Below are 23,038 nucleotides of genomic sequence, written 5' to 3'. Positions count from 1 at the left end.
CTCAGATTTCTTCTTAAAAAATTTTTTTACTATAAGAATTTTAGCAAATCTATATATAAATCAGTAGATTATGCTATTAATCCTTTAGACAAATTGTTTTTTTCTCTTCATAATGTATTGTGAGAAATGAGAAAAAAATGAGAAATTATGAGAAGCCTAGCTAATATATCAGAGGCTAATATATATGACTCTGTAAATTATATATCCTCTACAACAGATCAAGATTCATCCGCTCTAATAGCATTAGAAGCTAATGACTATCTTATTAAGTCTAATAATAAAGATTTTAATTTGATCAAAACTCAACTTAAAAATACAAAGAGTTTATACCAGAATAACCTTATTTCTGATTTGGATTATAAAAAATACAAAAACTATTACGAAATAGTTAGGCTGAAAAAAAGAATTAATGATTATAATGAGTATTTTTCATCAAACTATAAAGATACGGAGAAAATATCTATTGCAATAGATGAAATAAAAAAATCTTGTCAGAATAAAACTATACTCAAACTGCCTTACAAATATCTTAAAAAAATCACAATTCTCATAAATACATTGCAAAATGTTATAGAAAGATCATCAGACATACAAAAATCTAAGCTTTTATATAAGCTTAACAAGCTTGTAAACAATCATCTTTCTAAAGCTATTGCTTACAATGATATTTTACAAAAGCAAAGTATAACAGTTAATATAAGTCCAATAAATTCTGATTTTACTTTAAAGAATATTGATTTTTCTTCCACTGAAAACAAAAAAATATTTAATGAAAAAAAACTAACTTTAAAAAATTTACATATTCAAAACTTAAAAATAAAAGAATCTTTATATGGACTGGAAGGAGCAATACATTTCCAACTAGTCTATCCAAATAATCACCCTGATTTTGAATTTCTATTGAATGCTAGCCAACCTATTTTATTAGATATAGAAATACAAGATACTTTTAATTTTCTAAAAAAAGGTTCTAAAACTGATCGACATGAAAGACTAACTCGTTTTGTTGTAATAGGAAATGTAACCGATCTTGTAGATATTAAAGAAAAATATGAATTTAGCATCTTTTCCTTCAACGGAGATAAGACAACAACAAATATTAAAGAATTTAAAATAGAGTTTAATGATCCTTTAAAATCATTATGGAGCCTACATAAACCTACATATGTGGATGTTAAAAAAACTCTAGATGATGTAATTAAAGATAATTTCTTTTTTGAAAAACTAATCACTTTAGATACAAATAAAAGTGAAAATTTAAAAAATAGATTACCGCAGATATTTGTATCTACAATAAATAGAAACTTTTATGACTTTTTTATCGAACAATTACAAATTAATAAATGTGCAATCAAATACTTCTGTGATAAAAAAACTGGAAAAATAACTTACTATATTGTTGATAAAATTGATGATTCACTTAAAAAAAGTATAGCTAACACAGATGAAGAGTTAGAGCAAAAACTCTCTTCTTATGATATAAATAGCTTCAAAAATCAAAAACTTCTTCAACAAGAACTTATTTTCTATATAAAACAAAATGGAATTACTCCTGATATTACTTTAAATGGCAATAGAAAAGTTACCAAATCTAATAATAACTCTTCCAAACCCTTTTCATCAGTATATGAAGATATTATAAATCCTACATTTTATCATCAACATGAAGAACCTGATGAAAATAAAGAACAAGATTATTCTTATGCTCTTAAACTTAGTACAAAGAACACCCTTCCTTTTATTGATAGCGATATTAGCTTATCTAGCCTTCAAGCTGACGATCATATGCTTGGATCAAAGAATCTTAAAAATTTTTATATAAGTGAACGAACTATTGAACTTAAGAGAAGCCAATACTCTACCCAAAAACTCTATGAAGATTTAAATGATTTTCACTATAAATCTGATTCAGATTCAGACACTTATGAGAAAATTATCTTTTGTAGCTATCCTAGCCTAACTCACCAAGAGTCTATAGCATATAACCTATTAGACTATAAGGAATTGAGAGCTGATTACCCTTATTTCAGACCTTTTGAATCACTAAATATAATTGGTAAAGTTACCATTGGTGATAATGTTAATAAAGATTCAAAAAAAGCTTATAAGTTTTTCAAAAACTTTAAATCTGAGGAAAGCTCTTTTTCAGAGTTTCAAGAAAATAGTGAAAAAGGCACACCAACGATATTTAATAGTAAACTTCAATTATTTTATGCAATAGAAATACCTAAAGAAATATTAGGTCCAAAATGCTCTGAAAAGCCTATTTTATATATGCCATCTAAAATAAATGTAAATTCAGCAAACAACCAATTTATGCCTTTACGGAATGACGATATAGTTATAACCCAACTTCAGTCAATAAGCTCCTGTGAAATTACTCAAATAATCTCTAATACTGCAATATCTACAGATAAAGCACAAAAACAACTATTGCAGAGGCAATTGCTAGGAGCAAAAGAAAATTGTGAGATCGCATACACACAAGCTAGTGATGATGAAACTTACTCTGTCACTCAATTAAATGAAAAAAATGAAAGTTCTTTTTTTATAAATAATAAAAATGGAATTTTCTTAAAATATAAAGCAAAAGGAAACTAATATGAACTTTATAATAGAATACCCATTAATTACTCTATTAATAATACTTATATTTGTAGTAGGACTGTTCTTTGCTATAGCCTTTTTAAAGAAGATAATGTCTCGTCCTAAAAAACAACAATCTATTTCTACCAACATAATAAAAACGGCTAGAAAACTTATAAAAAGAAATGGTATAAAAAATAAATTAAGTGGATTATACATATTTTATGGAGATTTTTCCTCAGCAAAAGATTATTTCAATAAACTTAACCCTAATGCAAAGATCTTAAACTATAACGATTTTACTTATATCGCTATTGATAGAACAAAAACCACTGTATTAGTAAATCATGACAATATATCTAATATAAGCAAACTAAAAAGTAAACTTAACCTTCAATACTTTAAACTTAATGTATGTTTCAATATATCAGGTCATAATTATTACGAAGAGAATCATCTAAAAGAGATTTGTAAGATATTCCCAAGACAAGAGTTTAAAACTTTAGTTATATCCTTTTATAGTAATGAATCATTAGAAAGTATTGACTCTTTTAATCAAGCCATAGGTAAAGATAACACCTTTAAACTAACTAAAGATCCTAATATAGATAATAAAGCTATTAAAAATCTTGCTTCAAGAGTTCTCAACAACAAAGATATAACTACTAAAAAATATTTCAATATAGTGACTCTTAATAATATTGGGAAAACTATCTCAAATATATATCCAGAACTAAAAGCTGTTGACAAAGAGGTTTATTTATATTTTGACTTAAATAAACCAAACAGTGTTGCTATTAAAACAAGCATCAGTATTATGAAATCTCCAAAATCTATAATTATAAACTTGATTTCATTAGCTTTTGCTTCTGTTTTTGTTATAAACATATTGCAAGAGTTCGATTTAAAACAAAGAACAACTTTTAAAGATTCTCAAGAAGCCTCGAACCAAGACCTAACCTCTCTATCAGAGAAATTTAAAGATAAAGTAGATGATAATATTTTATTAAGTAGTATTTATCCTAAAAATATAAAATATCACTACATTAATCAACAATATGCTGACATTGCTTTAACACGTATTATTACAAAGCATTTTAATGAAACCACTGATTTATCAACCATTACTGCTTACTTAATATTTTTTGAGTATATGGATAATAATTATATCAACTCTAATACTGAAAATATTATTAAAGTAATTAGCAGCATAACCTCAATGTCAAAAGAGCAGCTAATGGCTGTGATACAATATACTAGCCCGTCTGTTAAGCAAGAAGTAATAAATAATGTCTTACAAAGAGTTGACAAACTATATGATAGCGGGCAGATCCAAATAGATCCAAGATCAAAAGATTATTTAAGCACCAAAGGCTTTAATATAGAGTACTTAGGAATATCAGATACACAAAGAACAAAGTTTATAAATCAAATTTACACAAGATATTTATATAGATGTACAATTGACAGTATTATTCCAGAGATGTCAAAAAACTTTGTTCTCCCTACAGTGGTGAGTAATGTATTCTCCACTTATCAAGAGAATTACAATGTATCCTCAAAAAGCTTATGCAACTCCACATTCATTGATTCAATGACAAAAAACATATCAATTGTTTTTGAAGAAAGTGAATCTAGTGAAAAATTCACAAGCTTTAACTCCATGTTAAAAAGCATTATTCACATAGTATCATCACTAGAAAAAAATAGTGCTAACGTTAAATCTGAAAATAAGCAAGCCTCACATAAAATAACGGTATCACTAATAAATTATGTGTTAAATAACATAGTAAATTCAACCTATAACAACCAAGAAATTCCTTTGACTGATCCTGTCGAAAAAGAATTATATATGAGGTTTGCCCCTAACTTTTATAATAAAGAAATATCAATCTCACCTATTTATTCAAAAGAATATGTAAGAGATAATATTATTACTTTAAATAAAAAGTTTGATCAATTATTAACTGATTTAAAAGACAACTATAATATTAACCCAGATTTTATAGCTTCAATATATAAGAACTCTGTTCATCATTATGAAAAAAATTATATACAAGCTTACAATAATATAATTGACAATCTAAATGCTGATGATAATTCTGAGCAACAAGTAAATAATAAAGAAACTTTAAACCTTTATTTATCAGTTATGACATCAAAAGATTCTTCTTTTAATAATCTGATAAAGTTTTACCATGATAATACTGATTTAATACCAGACAAAGAAGATATTAAAGCTGGTAAAAGTAGTAAAAAAGACAAAGATGGTAAGGAAACAATATATAGTAAACTTACAGATTACTTTAAAGATAAAAATAAGGAAAATAAATTTCCTTTATATTCGAATATAGATAAATATTTTAAAAACAATAATACTTATCTTAATTCCAAAGCTTATGAAGACTATAAGCAAATATTTAGCCAACTTGGAGGCCTTATTAAAGAGCAAGGTTATACAAAAACTTATGAAGAAATAAATAAAGGTTATAAACCTCTTGAAAAAGTATACTCCGAGTTATCATCTATCAATAACACTGATAATAACAATCTGTATCGACTATTAAAGACTCATTTAGATGTTGCAGTTAAAGCGATAAAAAAAGTAACTATAAATGATGCTATTACTAATCTAGATAATACAATAAGCTTGGAATATGACTTCATAAATGATCAGTTTCCTTTAAATTATGGTAGTAACAAAATTATATCAAGTGAGACTCTAACTAAACAATTGGATAGTTATGGGTATATCTATACACAAATGAAAACTTATTTAGAACCTTTACTTACTTATAATAAAGATACTGATCAGTGGGATAGCATAGATTTAACCTCCCCTAAGCAAAGAGGCTATGTAGAAAAATTCAACAAAGTTTATAAATTAAATAAAATTTTATGGGATGAGAAAGGTAATCCAAAACCTATAGACTTCAAATTAACACCAATATCAAATGAAGCAAATGACTATACTTTCTTTAGTCTAATTTTAGATAAGGAAAGTTTTGTAAACTCATTAAATATAGACTATTCAAATGGTATAAAACTGCCATATAAATGGAACTCAAATGAACCTACAACATTGATTATAAAACTTAAAAATGGCAGTACCATTCAAAAGAGTTATACAGGAAATTGGTCAATACTCAAAGCTATAAAAGATGCTAAATGTAATGATCAAAATGTATGTACATGGACTCTCCAGCATAAAGGAACTAACTATTCTATAAGTTTCAAAATAGAGTCTGAACTTCTCAACGCACTAAACTGGCAAGAAAAGGAGATATCTTAGTATGAAATATCTATCAAAAATACTCTTAGTAATAATTACAATGACTGGATTAGGAGGCTGTGCAAGTAGTGGATTATATATTGATAACAATATTCCCAAATCTAAAATTGTATTAGAAGAACAACCTGATCAGAACACGTTCTATGCTGATACTTATGAATCAGTGAGCCAAAGAATATATGATACAAATGTAAAAGTTATAAATCTTCAAGAAGGAGAAAATGATTTTCCTCTAAATAAAGATTCTAAAGAATATGCTGTGTATTTTATATTACCAATAACTGACGCTACTAAACTAGAAAACTGGAAGTTCTTAATAGATCCTAATGATAGTAATGAATTTACTATAGATAATGGAAATGTAACTAAAGATTAATAAGGAGATGTTATGTCGAAAGCAGACCATCTTTTTAACCTAGAAGATAAAGGGTTATATATAGATATAAAAGACGAAGATAAAGGCTGCTCGACCAAACTAGAGTCAGACGGCAAAATGACTACAAAAGTTACTGACACTATCGAATCAACAGCAGATAAACAAATTCTAGCAAATGTTAAAGATTCTAAAATGTCTATAACAGAAAAAGAAATAGTCTTAGCAACTAAGAATGCTAGTATCATGCTAACAAATGACAAAATTATCCTAAAAATAGGCAACTCAACTATAACTATGCAAGACTCTAGCATTTCTATTGAATCCACAACTATAAATGTAAAAAGCTCTGCTGGAATCAATATAGAAGCTGGTCAAGATGTAGGAGTTAAGGGTTTAAATAATAATATTAAAGCTAGTGTAGCAACCAATGTAGAAGGTACAACAGTTAATATAAAGGGTAATGCTACAGCTAGTATTAAAGGAAGCGCAGCTACTATGGTGGGTTAATAATGTATAATAAATTACCAAAGAATCTAGAAAACTTATATATAAATATATCTCTTTATTATAAGCAAGAGTCTGGATTTGTATTGGGTAAATTAAATGACAATATTAATTATATAGATTCATTTTGTGCAAAAAAAATTACTAGAAAAATTGATATCTATAACCTTGTATTTATTATAGAAGAAATAAGGTATTCAACAAATTATCTATTATCTTCTGAAGCAATTGTATTTAACAAATTAATTGAAGATAGTTTAGCTAAAATTGAAGCTATTAAAAATTATGACGACCTATATGAATCTTTAAAAATCTTGAAAATTCAACTATCTAAATACAAAATCATTCTAGGCAATGACTTCTCTAAAAAACTTAACGACCTAGAAAATAAAAGTCCAAAAGAAATAATTTCTGACTTGAAATCACGTATTCCTCTTAATAAGACTCTTCAGCTAAAGAACGAAGATATATTAATTGATTTATATATAAAAGCTTTTAAACATCCTGAAAGCCAACAATTAATTCAGAAATATAAAGATTTTTTTTCTGAACTTAAGAGTTTTACTAAAACACAACAAAATGTGAGCAAGCTTATACCATTAAATAAAAATCCAATTTTAAGCTTATTACGACTTGCTTATTTTATTAAGAATGGTGCTAATATAAGCAAGCCAATTTCTAGTACTGACTCTTTATTACTAAAAGCTTTTTTATCCTATGAACAAGATTTATTAAATTTAGAGTTATTAAATAACTATTTAAATCTAACGACTTCAGATATATATCTTAAAGATCTTTTTAATGAAAATAATGATTTTATAAAAGAACTTAAGGATACTATAGATTTTGGCATATTCTCCTCCTCACAGTACTTTTCAGACTTTAAAATAAGTAATATATTTTTCCCTGAAAATAATATAGCTCAAAATGATAAATTGAATAACTTAGATGAGCTTATAAGTAGAACGCATGAGCTACCAAATTTACTTTTAGATATAGATACTCTTTACAAAAAATTAAATACTCAAAATGAAATATATCATAATTGCTTCATTGAGATAGAAAATGAAAGTAATATAGAGAAGCTACTTAAAAACTCTCCTGCAAAAATATTAAGTGATATTGCAAACAAATATTTTTCTCTTCTATTAGATATAGCAACAAGCATAAACATTGCTCTTGCTAAAAAGGACTTTAAATTACTCGAACCCTTTATTCGATTTGAAGATATTTTTAGAAATATATGCCAAGAAGTTTCTGTCAACTCATCTTTAAATAGCAATAATACCCTTAGATACTATATATCATCAATAAATAAGACTACCCCTCAAATTAATCAAAATCATAGTACATTATTAAGAAAAGAAGATAACTTAGTAGAGGAACTATCAAATAATATTATCTCTGATGATATATATAAAATGGAGCTCTTCTTAGCAAAAGCAAATAGCTTCCAAACCTATAAAAAAATAGCTACTAAAGAGCGACAATCTAATAAAGAAAAACTTGATATTGAAAAAAGTCTAAAAACTATAGATAAAGATATAAATAATAACAAAATAGAAAGCGCTAATACTACTGCAAAAAGGCTAACCAACTACCTATTAAAGAATGCTTATTATAATGTGCCTAAATTAATATCAATACGAAACTTACCACCCTCTTCAAATAAGGTTTTTTCAGTAATGCAGAATATATCTAACGATAATGCTGTAATTAGAAATCTTATAGATAAACAAGATTTATATTGGAGTACATAAATGCTAGACACAAACCTTTTAGAAAACTCATTACAAAAACTAAATGGATTACAACAAAATTGGGGGAGTATTAAGGGCTCTGTAGATAGCTTAATTTCTGAATTAAATAATATAAAAAGCTTTTTATCTCCAACTAAGCTTAACATTTCAAGTAGTGCATCTACATTAACTCCTAGCATGACAGCTATGATAAAATGCTCTTTTAGTCTAGCACCTGGAACTTATTTAAGTATTAGAGTTAAAACTCTAGCCGGGAACTTACCAGGATCAAATATAACAGACTCAAAACTTGGTGTTAATATACTGCCTTTTGCTGGTTGCTCAAACCCAGCAAATCCAACTATGAATCCTTTTATGTTTCCTTGGGTATGTATCCCTAACCTCACCCCTTTTATTCCTACAAACCCAACTACGCTATTAGAGAATGCGCCCATAACAACTATAAATAGTAAAGCAATGTGCACATTTGCACCTGGTGGCATAGTTAACTTTATAAATGGTGGACAAATAAATGCTAAAACATCATGAGAAAAATATGATCAATAACTCAGCTGAAAAAGATTTAACTACAACTGAGGCTATTATACTTAAAAAAGCTTTTGATAGAATTGGCGAGGAAATAAAAGAAGATTTTGATAATAGAATATCTGACTATAGTAATAGCTTACTCTTTAAATATTATAGTAGCTTTTACTACTTCCTGCCTAAACTATATTTATTAGAGATAAAAGACAAAGGACATAATGGATATTATATTTCGCCACAAGAGTATTTTTTTATAGAAGATAAAAGAAATGCTAAAACTCTAACTTATACTACAAAATCAGAAACAGTCATTGCTCCTATAAGCAAAATTAAAACTATAAAAAATAATGATATTATAAATGTTTCACTAACTTTTGAGAATCATTTCGAATATGACTATCTAACTCTCTGGCTAGATCCTAACTTATGTGATGAAAACCCTTTTTTTGCCGTATATTTATTCAATCAAATTCTACAAAGTAATAAAAATGATGCTTTTGCTAGAATACAATTTACAAATGATACTTATACAACTAAAGATATAACAATTGAAGCTGTAAACTTAGAATTAAAGCCTACTGAAAATATTATATTAAATTTACATGCTCCTAGCTGCATATATGGATTTAATGTAAAAATAAAAGATCTTTTTAAATATAAATCTAATACTGTAGAGAAGATAGATCTTAGTTTCAAGATCTTAACTGATAACTATAATCAAGAAAAAATTTCATCTTTATTCAAAGTGAACTTAATACCTATATTCAATAGCTTTTATGACTACTCTCATGCTACATTTGCTGCCATGAATTTATCTGAAAGCAAATTAAGACATCCCGAAATAGATGATGCTTATGCAACAGATGTAATATCAATATATGAAAACAATAAGCCTTGTGATTTCAATGGCTATTACTTTGGTGGACAAAATGAATATTATTTTAACTGTAATAAACAAGCTCTTAACTATAATATAGTCTTTCCTCAGCTTGATAGAAATCTTTATGAAACCAAGATTCATACTTACTCAGCATGGTCTCAATTGACTAAAGTTTCAGATCTTATAGAGATCAATTCAAACGCTATTACATCAATAAATTGTAAAATATCTCCTTTAATCATAAGAAATGAGATTCAGAATTATAATCAAAATGCTTATTCAATATATAATATGATAGATATGCTAGTATCTGGCAATATCTACACGAAAACAACTTTTGTAGCTATCGCAAGGCTTTTAAAAACTCATGATCATTATATATCATTATTAGTCGACTTATTACAAGACTTACACTTAGATACTCTAACCAATGAACTAATATTAACACCAAGTAAGAGGTATAACGATGAACATAAATACTTTCTACAATACTTTACTGAAATCATATGCAAATTCATTAATCAAAACACTTTTAGCTTTGTAAGAAAAGTTATATTAAACACAGCAGGTAGGTAATAAAAATGTCAGATTTAAAAGAAATAGAAATCATCCTAGAAATCATTAAGAAAACAGAAGGTGTTATTAATAGTGAGAGTTATGATAATGAGCAAATTGCTTATTATAGAAATGATGTAAGAAAGAATGTTTTTTTCTTACAAGAAGAACTAATGGAAAAATACAGCGATATTATATCCAAATATATAATATTTCCAGTTCTTGCCTATGTAGATGAGAAAATGATGTTAATCCGTGAAAAATCAAATAGAAATATCCAATGGGAACTTCTCCATTTGGAGTATTATGGAAGAAAAGACGGTGGAGAGTACGTTTTTGAAATAATAGATAATATTATCTCAGATAATATATATCCTGAAACATGTTACCAAGTTATGTCTTTAATACTACATAGCGAGTTTTATGGCCAGTATTATGACAATCCTTATAATCATGATTTTCTTTCATATAAGAAAGATGTGGATAAATTCTTAAAGGATTTTACAAATAATAATTCTCTTATTTTTATTGATAGCTCATCTAATAAAAATATACCAACACACAAAAGGAACAAAAATTTTCTAAAATATTTTTTAAGAATAGGAATCCCTTTAAGTTTATTTGGTATAAGTATGTTGGTATTTTTAAACTGATTATTTTTGGAGGCACTTTATGAGTGAACTTATAGATATCCTAAAAAATTCTTCTATAGATGCTGTAGAAAAAATAAATCCCGTGAGCAATCTACAGCTCTATGCTAAATATGAAAATGCTGAGTACCAGGCTTTCTTGACAAAATTAATTGAAAATGTTGAAGACTCAAACAATATAGATATCTATAGTTTGTTTATAGCATTAAACTCAGAAATATGTCTAAATCTAGATAATCTTAACTCTATCCCAGACATTATAAACAAATATCTTATTTTTCTAGAGAATAACTTTGAAAATATCTCCCCTAAAGATAGCTCTCAAAAAAATGAATTATCTGAAAAAGGGATTAATTTATTCATTTCAGTAATAAATAGTAACCTTTCTGAGATATCTAATAACTTAGAGGTATCAAACTCCTTTATAGAATTAGTTATCAAAGATATAGAAAGCCTAATAAGTTTTTTTGAAAGTAACTCGATTAAATACAATAAAACACTAAAGCAACAGCTTATTAGTACTTTAAAAAAAATTGAAGCTTCTATAGTAGCAGATACCTTTGAAGAGGATAACGATAAAACTATAGAGCTATCTAAACAGAAAAATCTGAGAAATAAAATGGATAGTAAGAGACAACTTAATTCGTCACAAAATCAAAACTTCCGTTCTCATAAATGGTTAACATTAATAGAAAAAATTGAGGTTTTAAAAGAACTAATAGAAAATGAGAGGATATTTGAGACATCTATAGTTTATGATGATATCCAAAATCTACTAGTAAATTTTGATCCAAAAGAGTATTTCCCAGAGATATTTTTTCCTCTTTATAAGAAGATAGCTCCTCATATTAAGGATATACACAAAAATATAGACCTTTACTCTAGTAGCATTCAATGGAGCATTGCTAAAAAAATGTACAATATTGATTATAATGAATTCTTAGAAAATTATGAAAAAATGCCTGAAAATAAACTTATCAATACTCCATCTGCAGAAAGTCATTTTTATGGTACATCATCAGAAGCACAAGATTACTCTAAAGAAGAAAATAGAATCTTAAGTGATGAGGAAGCCTATAAAAAAGATATTGGTATAAATAATAAACCTTCATCTGATAATAAAGAGCACTCGCTTAAACAATCTAATGAAAAATATCTAGATAATAATGAAAATAATATTGATGAAGATAGTTATTCTTACGACGATGAAGGTTATAATAGTGAGGAAGATTTAAACAAGTTATTTGATTTTTAGTAACGCATGTACAAAGAGCCTATAAATTTAGATCAACTAAAAAAAGTTATAGAAAAAATTTCTATAAATAACTTATTGCATATACTTATTTATCATAGAATTGATGTAAAAGATATAAAGCTGATTCCTATATTAAAAAATAGTGTACCAGATTCTACTATATTAGGGATCTCATCAAATCGTGAAAGAATATATATAAAAATAAATGTATTTAAAATAAATATATTTTCTCCATTGGAAAGTAAATATCAACAATATATAAAAAATGGAAATACACAAGCTATAAATACTTTAGAATATGGTATACAAGCTTTACTTTATAGGTATGTTTTTGGTACTAAAAGCTTTCAATATCTTTTACAACAAAATGTATACAAAAAGATACCTCCTCTCTCTACTGTAAATGGCATTATAAATAGTTTATATAAACTATTTGCTGAAGACTTCTGCACTATTATTAACTATGAAAAGAAATTTATTAATATTAAAAGAGAAGTTGCTACAGTAGGTCCAGGTAATATAGGTAGTATTTTCTTAGGTGGCTTCATACCCTCATTTATTTACTTGATAAAAGTGAATATTATTTTCCTTAATCAGAATAGTAAAAATAAAAATATTTTAAACCTAGAAGCAACGATAAAGAATTTTCATAAAAATATAAAGAATGATTTCATAGATATAATCCTTGTAGCTTCAATAGAGATGCCTAAAGAAGATATAATTTATCTTGGAGATTATAAGCTAACACTTTTTTAGGTGAATGCAATAAAGAACTCAAAATTTTGACTCTCAAGGAAGGCAGAGAATACGGCACTTCGGTCTGCTAAAACAAAATCCCACTCTGATCCTTTTTTAATCTCATATAGAGTATCTAAATTATTAAGACTTATAGCAAAGTTAGTCATAGAAGTATCCACTTCTTCAAGCTTAAGTCCTGATAGAGAAAGAGTAACAATACTCTTATTTCTACTAATACTTGTTATTCTAATAACATTTTTGTTATCAAATCTCGCATTATTAGGCGCATCATGTTTTCTCTTAATAACAAAATAATGTCTTTTTGCCACAAAAAATTCATCAGGAAAGTCTTCACAAATATACTTCTGACCTTGCAAATGAAACTGTACAAAATTACTAATCTTTTTATGTTTACATATGTCAAAAAGTTTTTCTATTAATAATCTAAACTTACTAATTGGTTTATAAAAATCATATATAATATGTTGAATATTCTCTGCTCCGTCATCAGTACTAACCTGCATCAAACTATAAATATCATGAATAATATTAAAAATATGTAAAGGATTTACATTTATCCTGTTTATTTCAGAAAAACGTAATTCCCTATCTAGCCTGGTTATTAGAAAACTTAAATATATCGAAGCATACGGTCTAGATATTGAAAAAACGAATTTATTAAAAGCTTTTAATTCAGCCACTAATCTATTCATATTTAAAAAAAGATCATCCATTAAATAATGATCTAATGATAATAATGGAAAATCATAATCTACAGCTTCTAATTGACCATTATTAGACTTAAACAATGCTATTTGAATACTATATTTTACATTATAATCACGTTCTACAGATAGAGACAAATGATTAATTATATATTTATTACCTTCTTTTTCCTTAACTTTTTCACTAATATTTAAAAAAAGAGGAATTGCGGCAGCTAGCTCCTCATCTTTAACTTGAACAGATAAAGGATATGTTTTATCAAATAAAACTAAGCTTTTATCCTCTATGTAAAGCTTTAGCTCCTTAACAAGAATTAGCCCTGAACTTAGGCTCTCCATATCTAAATCGAAGCTAACTATACCCTGCCGAAGATTAGATGGGAGAAAGTTTGCATATGCAGCCTTCTCAGCGAGTGTAGTATCAGATTTATCTAAAACTTTACTATCTAATCTTAGACCGTCTTCCCAATACAATCTTTCTAGGAACATTTTAGAATCCTTACTAACTAATAACTTAAGCAGATGCTGCAATATAACCTATTTTAGCTACACCTTTATCTGTACTAGCAGCGCTACATACAGGTAAACTTCCCTTATCAGTTGTAAGTCCATCAATAGATATAATATGATATCTCATACCATCTTTAGAAACACCCATAAGCTCTGTTGGCTCTATACTAATACTAAAAGCATCAGCACTTATTGGATATAATTCAAGGTTAGATAGATCTATCACAATGCCCCACTTTTCATCTGTTTTATACTCTTGCTTTTTGTTAGAGCTTCCCAACTTAATGTTCATATCAGTAGCTCCAGCTTTTAAAATATCAGAAACTTTTTCCTGTATTTTTACTCGCGTACTAGAGTTTATTAAAGTTCCTAAAACAATACTTATAGTTGGATTTATAGAACCCGGAGTAATAGTTAAAGATATTACACTAGCTGCGGCCGTAGCATCATCAGCTTTAGTAACATCATCACCACCCTCAATAGCTACTATTTTTTTATCTATTTTTTCTCCTGCAATCTCTAATGAGTCAACAAATATTCTAGGATCAGGATGCGAGCCTATGCAAGCTGTTGTCCCAGTTCTCACTGATATTGTTTGACCACTTGTTACAGTTTGTCTTGATATTATCTCACTCATGATTATCTCTCCTCATTTATTTACTATGATGCAGCTTGACCAAATAATTCTGGCTCAAGCCTTGTGTCTATAGTCATTGTAGTATCCATTCCTTCAAACTGAATATGAGGAATAACATTTACCTTACATGAATACCAACCTGGCTTACCAGGTATTGGTTTAACTTCTATAGACACATTTCTAAACGGATATCTAGACATCTCTAATGGAGTTGGTTGATATACCGTTGTTACGAACTCTGATATCCAATCAGAGAGTATCCCTTGAATTTCTTCTGCACCAACAACACTACCAATCTTATCCCTAATAACACATTTAATAAAATGTGAAATTCTTGATATACATAAGGTATAAGAAAGATTTGCTATTAACCTTGAATTTGCAGAATCAAAATCATCTACAAACTCTTCAACCTTCTTAGTTGAGTTTATGCTAAAAAAGCAGGCATTATTTGTCCCTTTTTCACCAACAAATGGAATAAGTCCTATATTTGCTAAAGAAAGCTCCATATAGTCTGCAAATAATACATTTAAAGGAGCTTTTGTTTCTAGAACACCTTTATTATCATAAACACAAGAAGTTAAGTTTCTGACATACCCTCCACTTTCAACTCCTCTTATAAACTGAAACCATCTTGTTTTATCATATGATCTCATCATATTTTTGACTGCGTGTATAGATGAAGGCCCCCATAAATAGCTATTGTTGTCTTTATAATCAACAAATTCATTAAAACCATTCATAAGCTTTGATTGTACTGGATTATTCTCAGGATTATATGGTTGACGAAGCATAAAATCACCGACTGTTAAACCTATATAGGCTGCCACATCTAAGTTTCTGGAGTCATTCCATTCTTTATATTTAGGGTGCTCTAGAAGAGTCTCGAAACTTTTTATTTGAGTTATCTCAGATATATCTTCAACTCCAAAGAAAGATTTATCAACAGATGCTATAAATGGTGCATGAGAATTTTTTGCTACCATTCCCATTCCTGTTAACCATGTAATATCATCTGTAGAGTTATTAAAATCATAAAGTCCTAATATGACTCCATATGGTTCTCCACCATATTGATCAAACTCAGAAACATAAACTTTTTTGAAAAAATCACTACTAGAAATATCATAAAGATTTCTCTCAAAATCATACTGGAGCTCTTCTTTCTTTACATCAAGGATACTGACTTCAACCATATCATAGTCACCCTGACACACTTCTTGAACTTGGAGCCATTCTTTCTCTAAGGCTTTAAACTCATCATTTGAAATTATAGCATTCACCTGTAAATCTATTAGTTTATCTATAATTGAAATAACTTTTTGTACATATTTTTGATTATAGTTATTAATATCTTGATTATTCGCTAATACTAGCGAAAGAGCCATTAAGTTTCTGGCATTGTAATTTTCTGATAACGAAAGCACCTTTGAAGCATCATCAGAAACATTAAAATCAATATTTTGGAGAACAGTACTAACCTCTCCAAAACTCCCAAAATTACTTAAAAGCTCTTCTGTAAGGCTTAAATTATTATCTGACATAGTATTCTCCTCTTATCTCTTACTTGTCCTACTTATATTATTCTTCTATATTTTCAGATACTTCAGTCTCCTCATCTTTAGAATCTTTTATAGCATAATTTGCTAATGCTGGAATTTTCTTTTTTAAAGCATCTAGCTCTTCTTTATTAGAAAAAACATTATCTATAACTCTTTTTAAATTTCTATTATTATCAATATCTTTAGCAAAAGAAGTTAAAATTTCTTTCATTTCTAGTAAAGCTTTAATTTCTGGAACTTTTCTTGCTACAGCATCTGGTTTAAAATCTTTAAGACCTTGTAACTTATAATTGACTTTTAAATTGCTAGGCTGCTTAGATACAAAATTAGGAACTTCAAAATCAAAAGAAACATTCATATCTGCGAGAGTTCTATCTACTCCATTCTTGACTCTTCTGACTTCTCTATCTGCCAATTCCTTTTTAGCATCATCAGATCTTCCTTTTGATAAGTCGCCAACTACCAATACTCTGTATGGAAGCTCTTTTTTCTTTAGAACTCCATCAACATTAGTTTCATAATTGATCATTAACCTAGAATTAGGGATTTTATTTTTAGCCATCTCTTTTCTCCTCTTATTATTTCTTATCTATATCTCATCTCTCAATAGTCAATTTAACTCAATAGTTAATACAAAACAATGCTATTTATAGCATTGTTTTGTATAACTTTAATTAAACCCAAATCATTGGTCTATATTTTTTATTCAAACCATCAATATCTATACTTTTAGCTGGTATAGTAGCTAAAATACTAAAACCTTGGGAGCTACGAATTTCTTCATGCTCAAAACCTAGGTTTAATGCCACCTTTGCTTCGACTATATTATTTATTTTCTTAATGTAATCATCTTTGCTTAAATTACTATAAGAATATAAATTTTCCTCATCTTTATTAATATCAACAGAAACATCATTACTTATAGGATCATAAGCTAAACCTATATTAAACCCAGTTTTATCTGTATTAGTAGAGTTCTCCTGTTTTAATATCCTGAAACCTTTAAACAGCCTGTCTAAATCCTGCTCATTCAAAGAAATTGTGTTGTTATAGATATTTTGTAAAACTTTTTCTGTATTAGCCTCCCTTTCTATACTTGATATCTCACTAACTTTACCATTACTATCTCTAATTTGTGATGTCTTTATTTGAAGTCGCATCTGCTGTTCAGACATATTAACAATATCTAGAGAGTAATCAAAAGTTGATTCAAAAACGATTCCTGTCACTCCACTTTTTTCAACGGTATAACATATGTCTTTCAACAAATCTTTATTATCGTTGACTAATGTAAAGAAGATATCTGAAGGAATACATATAGAAGAACAAAGTCTTTGAACTTCTACAAAACTATCCATAAAGTTCAACATATTCACTAAAGCAGAAAGAAGCTCTGGATTATCATCAATTTTAGAAACAAGCTTCGCATATGGATCAACTAAAGATCTTAAAATTAATTTCACCATGTTCAAGTGACTTTCAGAAACATCATGAGAACCTACCCTTCCATTTCTATCCTTTGCCATTCTTCGCAACAACCTATAAAAGCCTCTAATCAAATTATCTACAGATTTAATTATCTTAGATAATTTAGTGACTGTTTCCGATGCTGATGAATCATCTTCCATTGTAAAGTTTATTACTAGACCAGTAAAATAAGCATACTCCTGAGAAAGTTCATAATCAAAACCTGGCAATCTCTCTTTCAACCAGCCTGTGAAGTTGAAGCTACTGCCACTAGAAAACAATTTTTTAACAGAAGAGCTACTCTCCCACTTAGCTTCTTTATTCAATAAAACTAGATTATCTAATAATTTCTTCTGACACTCCATTATTGGAGCTATAAATGATTTTATAAAGTCCTCTTCGTTTTCAACTCCCATAATTTCAATATATTGCTGAATAGAAAGCTTAGTAAAATATTCTTCAAAAGTTATTTTGTATTTATTTTTTTGTTTTGAGAATTTTGCTAACTCTTCTAAAGGCGATACTCCTATTCTTGAAACTCGAGAATCAAAAGCATACATTCTATTAAAACCTGCCAAACTAACGGTTGAACCAAGAGATACTGAAGAAGCATTTTTATTTTCGACTAACATTTCTCCACCAGCTTTGTTACAAAGGATATTTATAGAGGTATAACTAATATTAGATTCAGGACTTATAACTGTTAGAGTATTTTCTAAATTTTCTATAATTGCTTTTGCTTTTCCAGCATTTTCTTCCTGATTCAAAAATTCTCTAGCATTATTCTTAGCTGATTCATCTGTCATCATCTTGCATAACTGAAATAATATTGGTAGATCGCCATCACTACCAAACTCTACTATTTGAGTGGCTGAAATTTGATTATTGAAATCTTCTTTTTTCAATGTTTGAGAATAGTTAATTAAGGTATCTTGAACATAAAAAGAGTCAGGATTACTATATTTTTCGATTTTATCAAAACTCGGATTATATTGCTCTCTACTTGTTGATAAAACAGCCTCAGATGCTTTTTTCTTAAGACTAGAGGTTGATGAAATAACATCCTTTAGTTTTGACCTAAGTTCATTTAAATCACCTTCTGTAGTTCCTCCTAGAGAAGCCAATGACGAATTCTGTGATAACAAATTAAGAATGTCATTTGAATCAACATTTGTAAGATTACTCCCTATGCCTTTAAGCTTATATGTTTCATTAAGCGCATTAACAACAGAATCAAACACACTATTTTTATCATATAAGCCTGACAATATATTTTGAGCTCCTCCAAATGCACTTGTTCCGCTAGATTTTGTTAACTCAAAGTCTTTTTGCGCAGCATTTGCGACGTTCTCCATCATTGATCCTGCTTTACCTTTAGCATATTTACCAAAATCAACGTAATCTTTTGTCAAATCTGTAAATGTTGAGCTAACATCATCTTTAAAATTTATATTTTCTCCTGTAAATGCTTTTTGTGCCGTCCTTTCTAAAAGACCTGATTTATATTTTATTGCACCCTTTAGCTCATCTCTTTTAGCCATAGAGTAGCCCATTCCAGACCCAATATCACGAGAAAAAGTTGTACGACTATCATCTAACATTTTTTTAGTCATCGGAATACAAATTCTCATTGTCCTTAGCTTTGAAGCAGATTGCTTAGAATATAAGCCAAATCTTGCTTTAATTTCCATATCACTAAATTCAGATAAATTAGGAATTTTAAAAGGAGATTTGAAGCTGTCTCCAACATTCTTCTTAACTATACTATCTACCTGATTTCTAAACTTATTTACAGCTCCCTTAGCATCTGAAAAACCAATGAGGTTTTCAGCTAATATTTTTCCTTTTATTTCGCCAGACAATAAATCAAAACTTGCTGTATTAGTTGAAGTTTTTATCTGAATTAAGGGATTCTCATAGTCTCTAGAACTTGGTGAAAGAGTCATTAAACCTTCACCATTCTTATCTATGCCAAGACTATGTTTTTTATAATTACTTTTAGAATAACCAGATAAAGCACTTCTACCAAAATATATTTGCTCTATCTCTGGATAAGTATATTCTCTAATAAGATCTAATCCATCACTAGTCATTGGCACTAAGTATCTATACGAACCATCAGGAGTATTAAGGACAAAACCTAGCTCATTCAATAGCTTATAATCTTCTTTAAATTTTGGTGTATATAAAAAACTTTTAGCTTCGCGAGAGCCTTTAGCTGTAACAATCTTAAGATTAACATTTCCTCTAAAATTATCTAAAAGCTCTAAAGATTTTGAATCCAAAAAATTAAGCTTATCTAGCTTTGCCCCAACATCGACATCATAGCTAAATAAAGCTGAAGAAGCTTTTCCACTCATTCTTAAATATAAAGGAATAAAAGCCGTTACATTTTTACTGCCTGCATCATATAAGGGCAAATTAGACCAAATATTTATACAAGAACTACCTAAAAAACTTTTTTCTCCTGCTGCTAATAATTTTGCTGAAACTGATGCATTTTCTGTATTAGCTGAAGCTGTTATTTTAGCATTAAACTTAAACTTAGGAAGAGAAGTCAGCTGAGCAATATTCCCGCCTCCCAACATTTGATTCACACTAGATTTTATAAAGAAATTATAAACTTCTGTATCTGTTATACTACTCCATAGCTTGACACGAGAAGGATCTTTATAAAAAGCAAAATCTCTATCCTTTATTCGAGTAAGAATACTTCTTTGCTTATGAGAATCTTTAAGAAATTTATCAAAATACCTCTTTCTTTCTATAGAGTATGTATTTGCCATAACATCTATAGTTTTGAGTTTTTGAGCAATGATAATTTCATCCTCAAAAAACATATGTCTTTCAACATCGTTATAAAACCATGCTTTTATAAAATCAAAAAAGCCTCCATCAACCTTTTCTTTTTTTAGATCATCAGTGTCATACAATAGATCATCTATATCTTGCCCCATATTTCTTACCTCATAATTTCTCTTCTCTCCCTTTTTACTATCACATATATTTTTTAGAATTCAACATATTCCACGATTTTTTTTTAAAAAAAAGCAACTTTTTCTACCTACAAAAAATAAATACCTGTTATTTAAAAATAGATAATTCGCAATATAAAGTATTTTTCAACACCTATAATTTGAATATACTGATAAGTGATAAGAAATGGAGGAAAACAATATGATAGATAATAAACAAGAGATATATGACATAATAAACTTTAGCTCAATAGACAGCGTAAAAGAGTCAATAGAAAAAGGAATTGATGATTTTCTAGACTTTTTTCAGATACAAAAAAATAAAAATGTAGCCAGCTTGAAAGCTAGTGGAGCTTTATTAAGAGCTAAAGCCTCACTTAGCTTTACACAAGAGCAAAGTGATGTACATACAAACTATCTAGGATCAGATGAATTTAATGAAGCTACTAAACTCAAAGCCCAACTAAAAAGGACGATAGCAGAGAAAGATCTTGAATCTGACAATACCAAAGCTATCCAAGCTATTGGACTTGAACACTTCTTAAGCGATCTAGGAAGAAATTTGGTAGATGTTGGCAACTCTCAAGGAATAGGAAAAAAAGAATCCATAGGTCGCCTTAATACTGTTTATGCTTCAATAACTCTTTCTATATTTCATAACTCGTGTGTAATAGTAAACCCAGCCCCTTTAAGCAATCAAGTAACAGGGCCAAGTCACTCAGAACCTAGAACTATTACTCTAAATAGAGATAATACTTTCTATAACCTACTAGACTTACTAGGGCTTTACTTTAAACCTAACACAAAAAATAGTGAAGTACTAAAAAAGCTATACTTAATAATAGGCTATGGATTAATGGAGATCAATAATTATAAAAAACCTGGAAGCTCAAAAGATATATTTTTAAAAGAAAATAACACTATAAATTTTAAAGAACTATCTACTACAGATAGGTTAGCAGCCCTTATATTTGAGAATGGACTATTAACAAACACTAATACTTTCGATAGTTTTTTCTCAAAAGAAGAAGTAGAAAATTTTAATAAAATTGCTGCGGCAGTTAAAGATATCAACACTCAAGAAAACGTGCAAAACAAACCACTTTCTCAAGAGGTTACTAAAAACATCGAGACTACCTATTCTGAACTTATCGACCTATATGATAAAATTGATAAAATAACAGATGCTGTCAATGCATATATATTAAAATATAAAGAAAATACTGAAAATCCTTCTGCATCTAAAAATGCTCGTGAATACGCTGGTGAAGTAGCTAAAGATTATGCTACAGGAGTTGCATCTACTGCCGCGACTAGTGCTCTCAAAGCTGCTATTACTACTTGCACGTTAGGTACGGTTACAGCCGCATTCCCTCCTGCAACTATTGCAAGTTTATCTATAGGTATAGCTAAAAAAGCTTTAGAAAAACTTACCGAAAGTAAATCATATGGTATTTTTAATAGACATGGGGTTACCGGTCAAACAAGAGCTTTCTTTATACAACATTACTTAGCTAACCTTATCCATTTTTTTAAAAACCAATATCGTTATATCTTTTATGAGCTTGAAAAAGAGATAGATGTAAATACAGGCATGAGTATAAAAGATCATCGAAATAGTACTCCAAATTTTAGTAAGCAGCCATCAGGGTTATTTTCAAGAAGGTCTCTAAATCCAGTATCTATAGAGAGGCGAATAGAAGAATTATGTAATTTTCTAAAAAGAACTAAAAAGGATTTTATTGATGGTTACCGAAATGCTAGTACTAGTTTTCTTCCAAAAAGAGATAAAGAAGCTGGGGAACTATATTTTTATCTAACAATGTATGCTGATCCAACAGATAAGGAACTTCGTCCGAATTACGAGTTTATTAATGAGTGGAAAAGTCAAAAATTGAGGAGAACTAAGAAGATAATATAAGTGCAGGCTATGGTTGATAACCATCTATACTCTACTCATATACAAAAAAGTATTCAGATCTATTTGATATAAAATCAACTTTTATATACCAATATATTTTCTAAAACTGCTATATAAATA

The 23,038-nt window shown here is 28.4% G+C and carries 16 protein-coding genes; 11 read left to right on the top strand and 5 right to left on the bottom strand.

Annotation, left to right across the window (positions count from 1 at the left end; translation table 11 throughout):
* Positions 1-147: 147 nt before the first annotated feature.
* The 10 genes from KX01_RS04245 to iglJ are packed head-to-tail and all read left to right on the top strand — an operon-like array spanning position 148 to position 13,139.
* Positions 148-2,601, top strand: coding sequence for a pathogenicity determinant protein PdpA1 (locus KX01_RS04245; RefSeq protein WP_071663802.1), 2,454 nt, complete (start codon positions 148-150; stop codon positions 2,599-2,601).
* 1 nt (position 2,602) lies between these two features.
* Entirely contained in the window at positions 2,603-5,878 is a 3,276-nt protein-coding gene (locus KX01_RS04240; protein WP_071663801.1) for a hypothetical protein, read from the top strand.
* A gap of 1 nt (position 5,879) precedes the next feature.
* Positions 5,880-6,254: a type VI secretion system lipoprotein IglE gene (gene iglE / locus KX01_RS04235; protein WP_071663800.1), complete on the top strand. Its 375-nt coding sequence runs from the start codon at positions 5,880-5,882 to the stop codon at positions 6,252-6,254.
* 12 nt (positions 6,255-6,266) lie between these two features.
* Positions 6,267-6,761, top strand: a complete 495-nt coding sequence (gene tssI / locus KX01_RS04230) for a type VI secretion system tip protein TssI/VgrG (RefSeq protein WP_071663799.1) — start codon at positions 6,267-6,269, stop codon at positions 6,759-6,761.
* Positions 6,762-6,763: 2 nt separating this feature from the next.
* The gene (locus KX01_RS04225) at positions 6,764-8,518 is read left to right on the top strand and encodes a hypothetical protein (protein WP_071663798.1); all 1,755 of its coding nucleotides are present in this window, start codon (positions 6,764-6,766) and stop codon (positions 8,516-8,518) included.
* Complete coding sequence (gene iglG, locus KX01_RS04220) at positions 8,519-9,046, top strand: type VI secretion system PAAR-like protein IglG (RefSeq protein ID WP_071663797.1); 528 nt, start codon at positions 8,519-8,521, stop codon at positions 9,044-9,046.
* On the top strand, positions 9,030-10,499 hold the full coding sequence (iglH, locus tag KX01_RS04215) for a type VI secretion system baseplate subunit TssF/IglH (protein WP_232223354.1): 1,470 nt from the start codon (positions 9,030-9,032) through the stop codon (positions 10,497-10,499). Before iglG ends, iglH begins: the two co-directional genes overlap by 17 nt.
* A gap of 5 nt (positions 10,500-10,504) precedes the next feature.
* Positions 10,505-11,131, top strand: coding sequence for a DotU family type IV/VI secretion system protein (locus tag KX01_RS04210; RefSeq protein ID WP_071663796.1), 627 nt, complete (start codon positions 10,505-10,507; stop codon positions 11,129-11,131).
* A 19-nt stretch (positions 11,132-11,150) separates the two neighbouring features.
* Complete coding sequence (locus KX01_RS04205; protein WP_071663795.1) at positions 11,151-12,383, top strand: type VI secretion system protein IglI family protein; 1,233 nt, start codon at positions 11,151-11,153, stop codon at positions 12,381-12,383.
* A 6-nt stretch (positions 12,384-12,389) separates the two neighbouring features.
* Positions 12,390-13,139, top strand: coding sequence for a type VI secretion system baseplate protein IglJ (gene iglJ / locus KX01_RS04200; RefSeq protein ID WP_083578897.1), 750 nt, complete (start codon positions 12,390-12,392; stop codon positions 13,137-13,139).
* Here iglJ and tssK read toward each other — a convergent pair.
* The 5 genes from tssK to KX01_RS04175 all read right to left on the bottom strand — a co-directional run bounded on the left by tssK (position 13,136) and on the right by KX01_RS04175 (position 20,979).
* Positions 13,136-14,335 (bottom strand): type VI secretion system baseplate subunit TssK, encoded by a 1,200-nt coding sequence (gene tssK / locus KX01_RS04195; RefSeq protein WP_071663794.1) that lies wholly within the window; start codon positions 14,333-14,335, stop codon positions 13,136-13,138. The two genes, iglJ and tssK, sit on opposite strands and share 4 nt — an antisense overlap.
* 25 nt (positions 14,336-14,360) lie before the next feature.
* Positions 14,361-14,993, bottom strand: coding sequence for a type VI secretion system tube protein IglC (gene iglC, locus KX01_RS04190; protein ID WP_071663793.1), 633 nt, complete (start codon positions 14,991-14,993; stop codon positions 14,361-14,363).
* A 23-nt stretch (positions 14,994-15,016) separates the two neighbouring features.
* Positions 15,017-16,537, bottom strand: a complete 1,521-nt coding sequence (tssC, locus tag KX01_RS04185; RefSeq protein WP_071663792.1) for a type VI secretion system contractile sheath large subunit — start codon at positions 16,535-16,537, stop codon at positions 15,017-15,019.
* Between the two features lie 37 nt (positions 16,538-16,574).
* Positions 16,575-17,117, bottom strand: coding sequence for a type VI secretion system contractile sheath small subunit (tssB, locus tag KX01_RS04180; protein WP_071663791.1), 543 nt, complete (start codon positions 17,115-17,117; stop codon positions 16,575-16,577).
* A 112-nt stretch (positions 17,118-17,229) separates the two neighbouring features.
* The gene (locus tag KX01_RS04175; RefSeq protein WP_071663790.1) at positions 17,230-20,979 is read right to left on the bottom strand and encodes a Pathogenicity determinant protein D; all 3,750 of its coding nucleotides are present in this window, start codon (positions 20,977-20,979) and stop codon (positions 17,230-17,232) included.
* Between the two features lie 220 nt (positions 20,980-21,199).
* Here KX01_RS04175 and KX01_RS04170 point away from each other — a divergent pair, with 220 nt between their 5' ends.
* Positions 21,200-22,918 carry a hypothetical protein gene (locus KX01_RS04170; RefSeq protein ID WP_156860373.1) on the top strand — a complete coding sequence of 573 codons (1,719 nt, stop codon included), beginning with the start codon at positions 21,200-21,202 and terminating at the stop codon, positions 22,916-22,918.
* The last annotated feature ends 120 nt before the right edge of the window (positions 22,919-23,038 follow it).

It is taken from the genome of Francisella frigiditurris (genome assembly GCF_001880225.1).
GTDB lineage: Bacteria > Pseudomonadota > Gammaproteobacteria > Francisellales > Francisellaceae > Francisella > Francisella frigiditurris.
Note: the sequence above shows the minus strand (reverse complement) of the source record. Positions and strands in the feature narration are given on the sequence as shown.

Coding starts and splice junctions, on each gene's coding strand:
- iglC (WP_071663793.1), bottom strand. CDS start 14,993: ATGAGTGAGATAATATCAAGACAAACTGTAACAAGTGGTCAAACAATA.
- iglH (WP_232223354.1), top strand. CDS start 9,030: ATGCTAAAACATCATGAGAAAAATATGATCAATAACTCAGCTGAAAAA.
- iglG (WP_071663797.1), top strand. CDS start 8,519: ATGCTAGACACAAACCTTTTAGAAAACTCATTACAAAAACTAAATGGA.
- KX01_RS04175 (WP_071663790.1), bottom strand. CDS start 20,979: ATGGGGCAAGATATAGATGATCTATTGTATGACACTGATGATCTAAAA.
- tssC (WP_071663792.1), bottom strand. CDS start 16,537: ATGTCAGATAATAATTTAAGCCTTACAGAAGAGCTTTTAAGTAATTTT.
- tssI (WP_071663799.1), top strand. CDS start 6,267: ATGTCGAAAGCAGACCATCTTTTTAACCTAGAAGATAAAGGGTTATAT.
- tssK (WP_071663794.1), bottom strand. CDS start 14,335: ATGTTCCTAGAAAGATTGTATTGGGAAGACGGTCTAAGATTAGATAGT.
- KX01_RS04240 (WP_071663801.1), top strand. CDS start 2,603: ATGAACTTTATAATAGAATACCCATTAATTACTCTATTAATAATACTT.
- KX01_RS04245 (WP_071663802.1), top strand. CDS start 148: ATGAGAAGCCTAGCTAATATATCAGAGGCTAATATATATGACTCTGTA.
- KX01_RS04205 (WP_071663795.1), top strand. CDS start 11,151: ATGAGTGAACTTATAGATATCCTAAAAAATTCTTCTATAGATGCTGTA.
- KX01_RS04210 (WP_071663796.1), top strand. CDS start 10,505: ATGTCAGATTTAAAAGAAATAGAAATCATCCTAGAAATCATTAAGAAA.
- iglE (WP_071663800.1), top strand. CDS start 5,880: ATGAAATATCTATCAAAAATACTCTTAGTAATAATTACAATGACTGGA.
- KX01_RS04170 (WP_156860373.1), top strand. CDS start 21,200: ATGATAGATAATAAACAAGAGATATATGACATAATAAACTTTAGCTCA.
- iglJ (WP_083578897.1), top strand. CDS start 12,390: ATGTACAAAGAGCCTATAAATTTAGATCAACTAAAAAAAGTTATAGAA.
- tssB (WP_071663791.1), bottom strand. CDS start 17,117: ATGGCTAAAAATAAAATCCCTAATTCTAGGTTAATGATCAATTATGAA.
- KX01_RS04225 (WP_071663798.1), top strand. CDS start 6,764: ATGTATAATAAATTACCAAAGAATCTAGAAAACTTATATATAAATATA.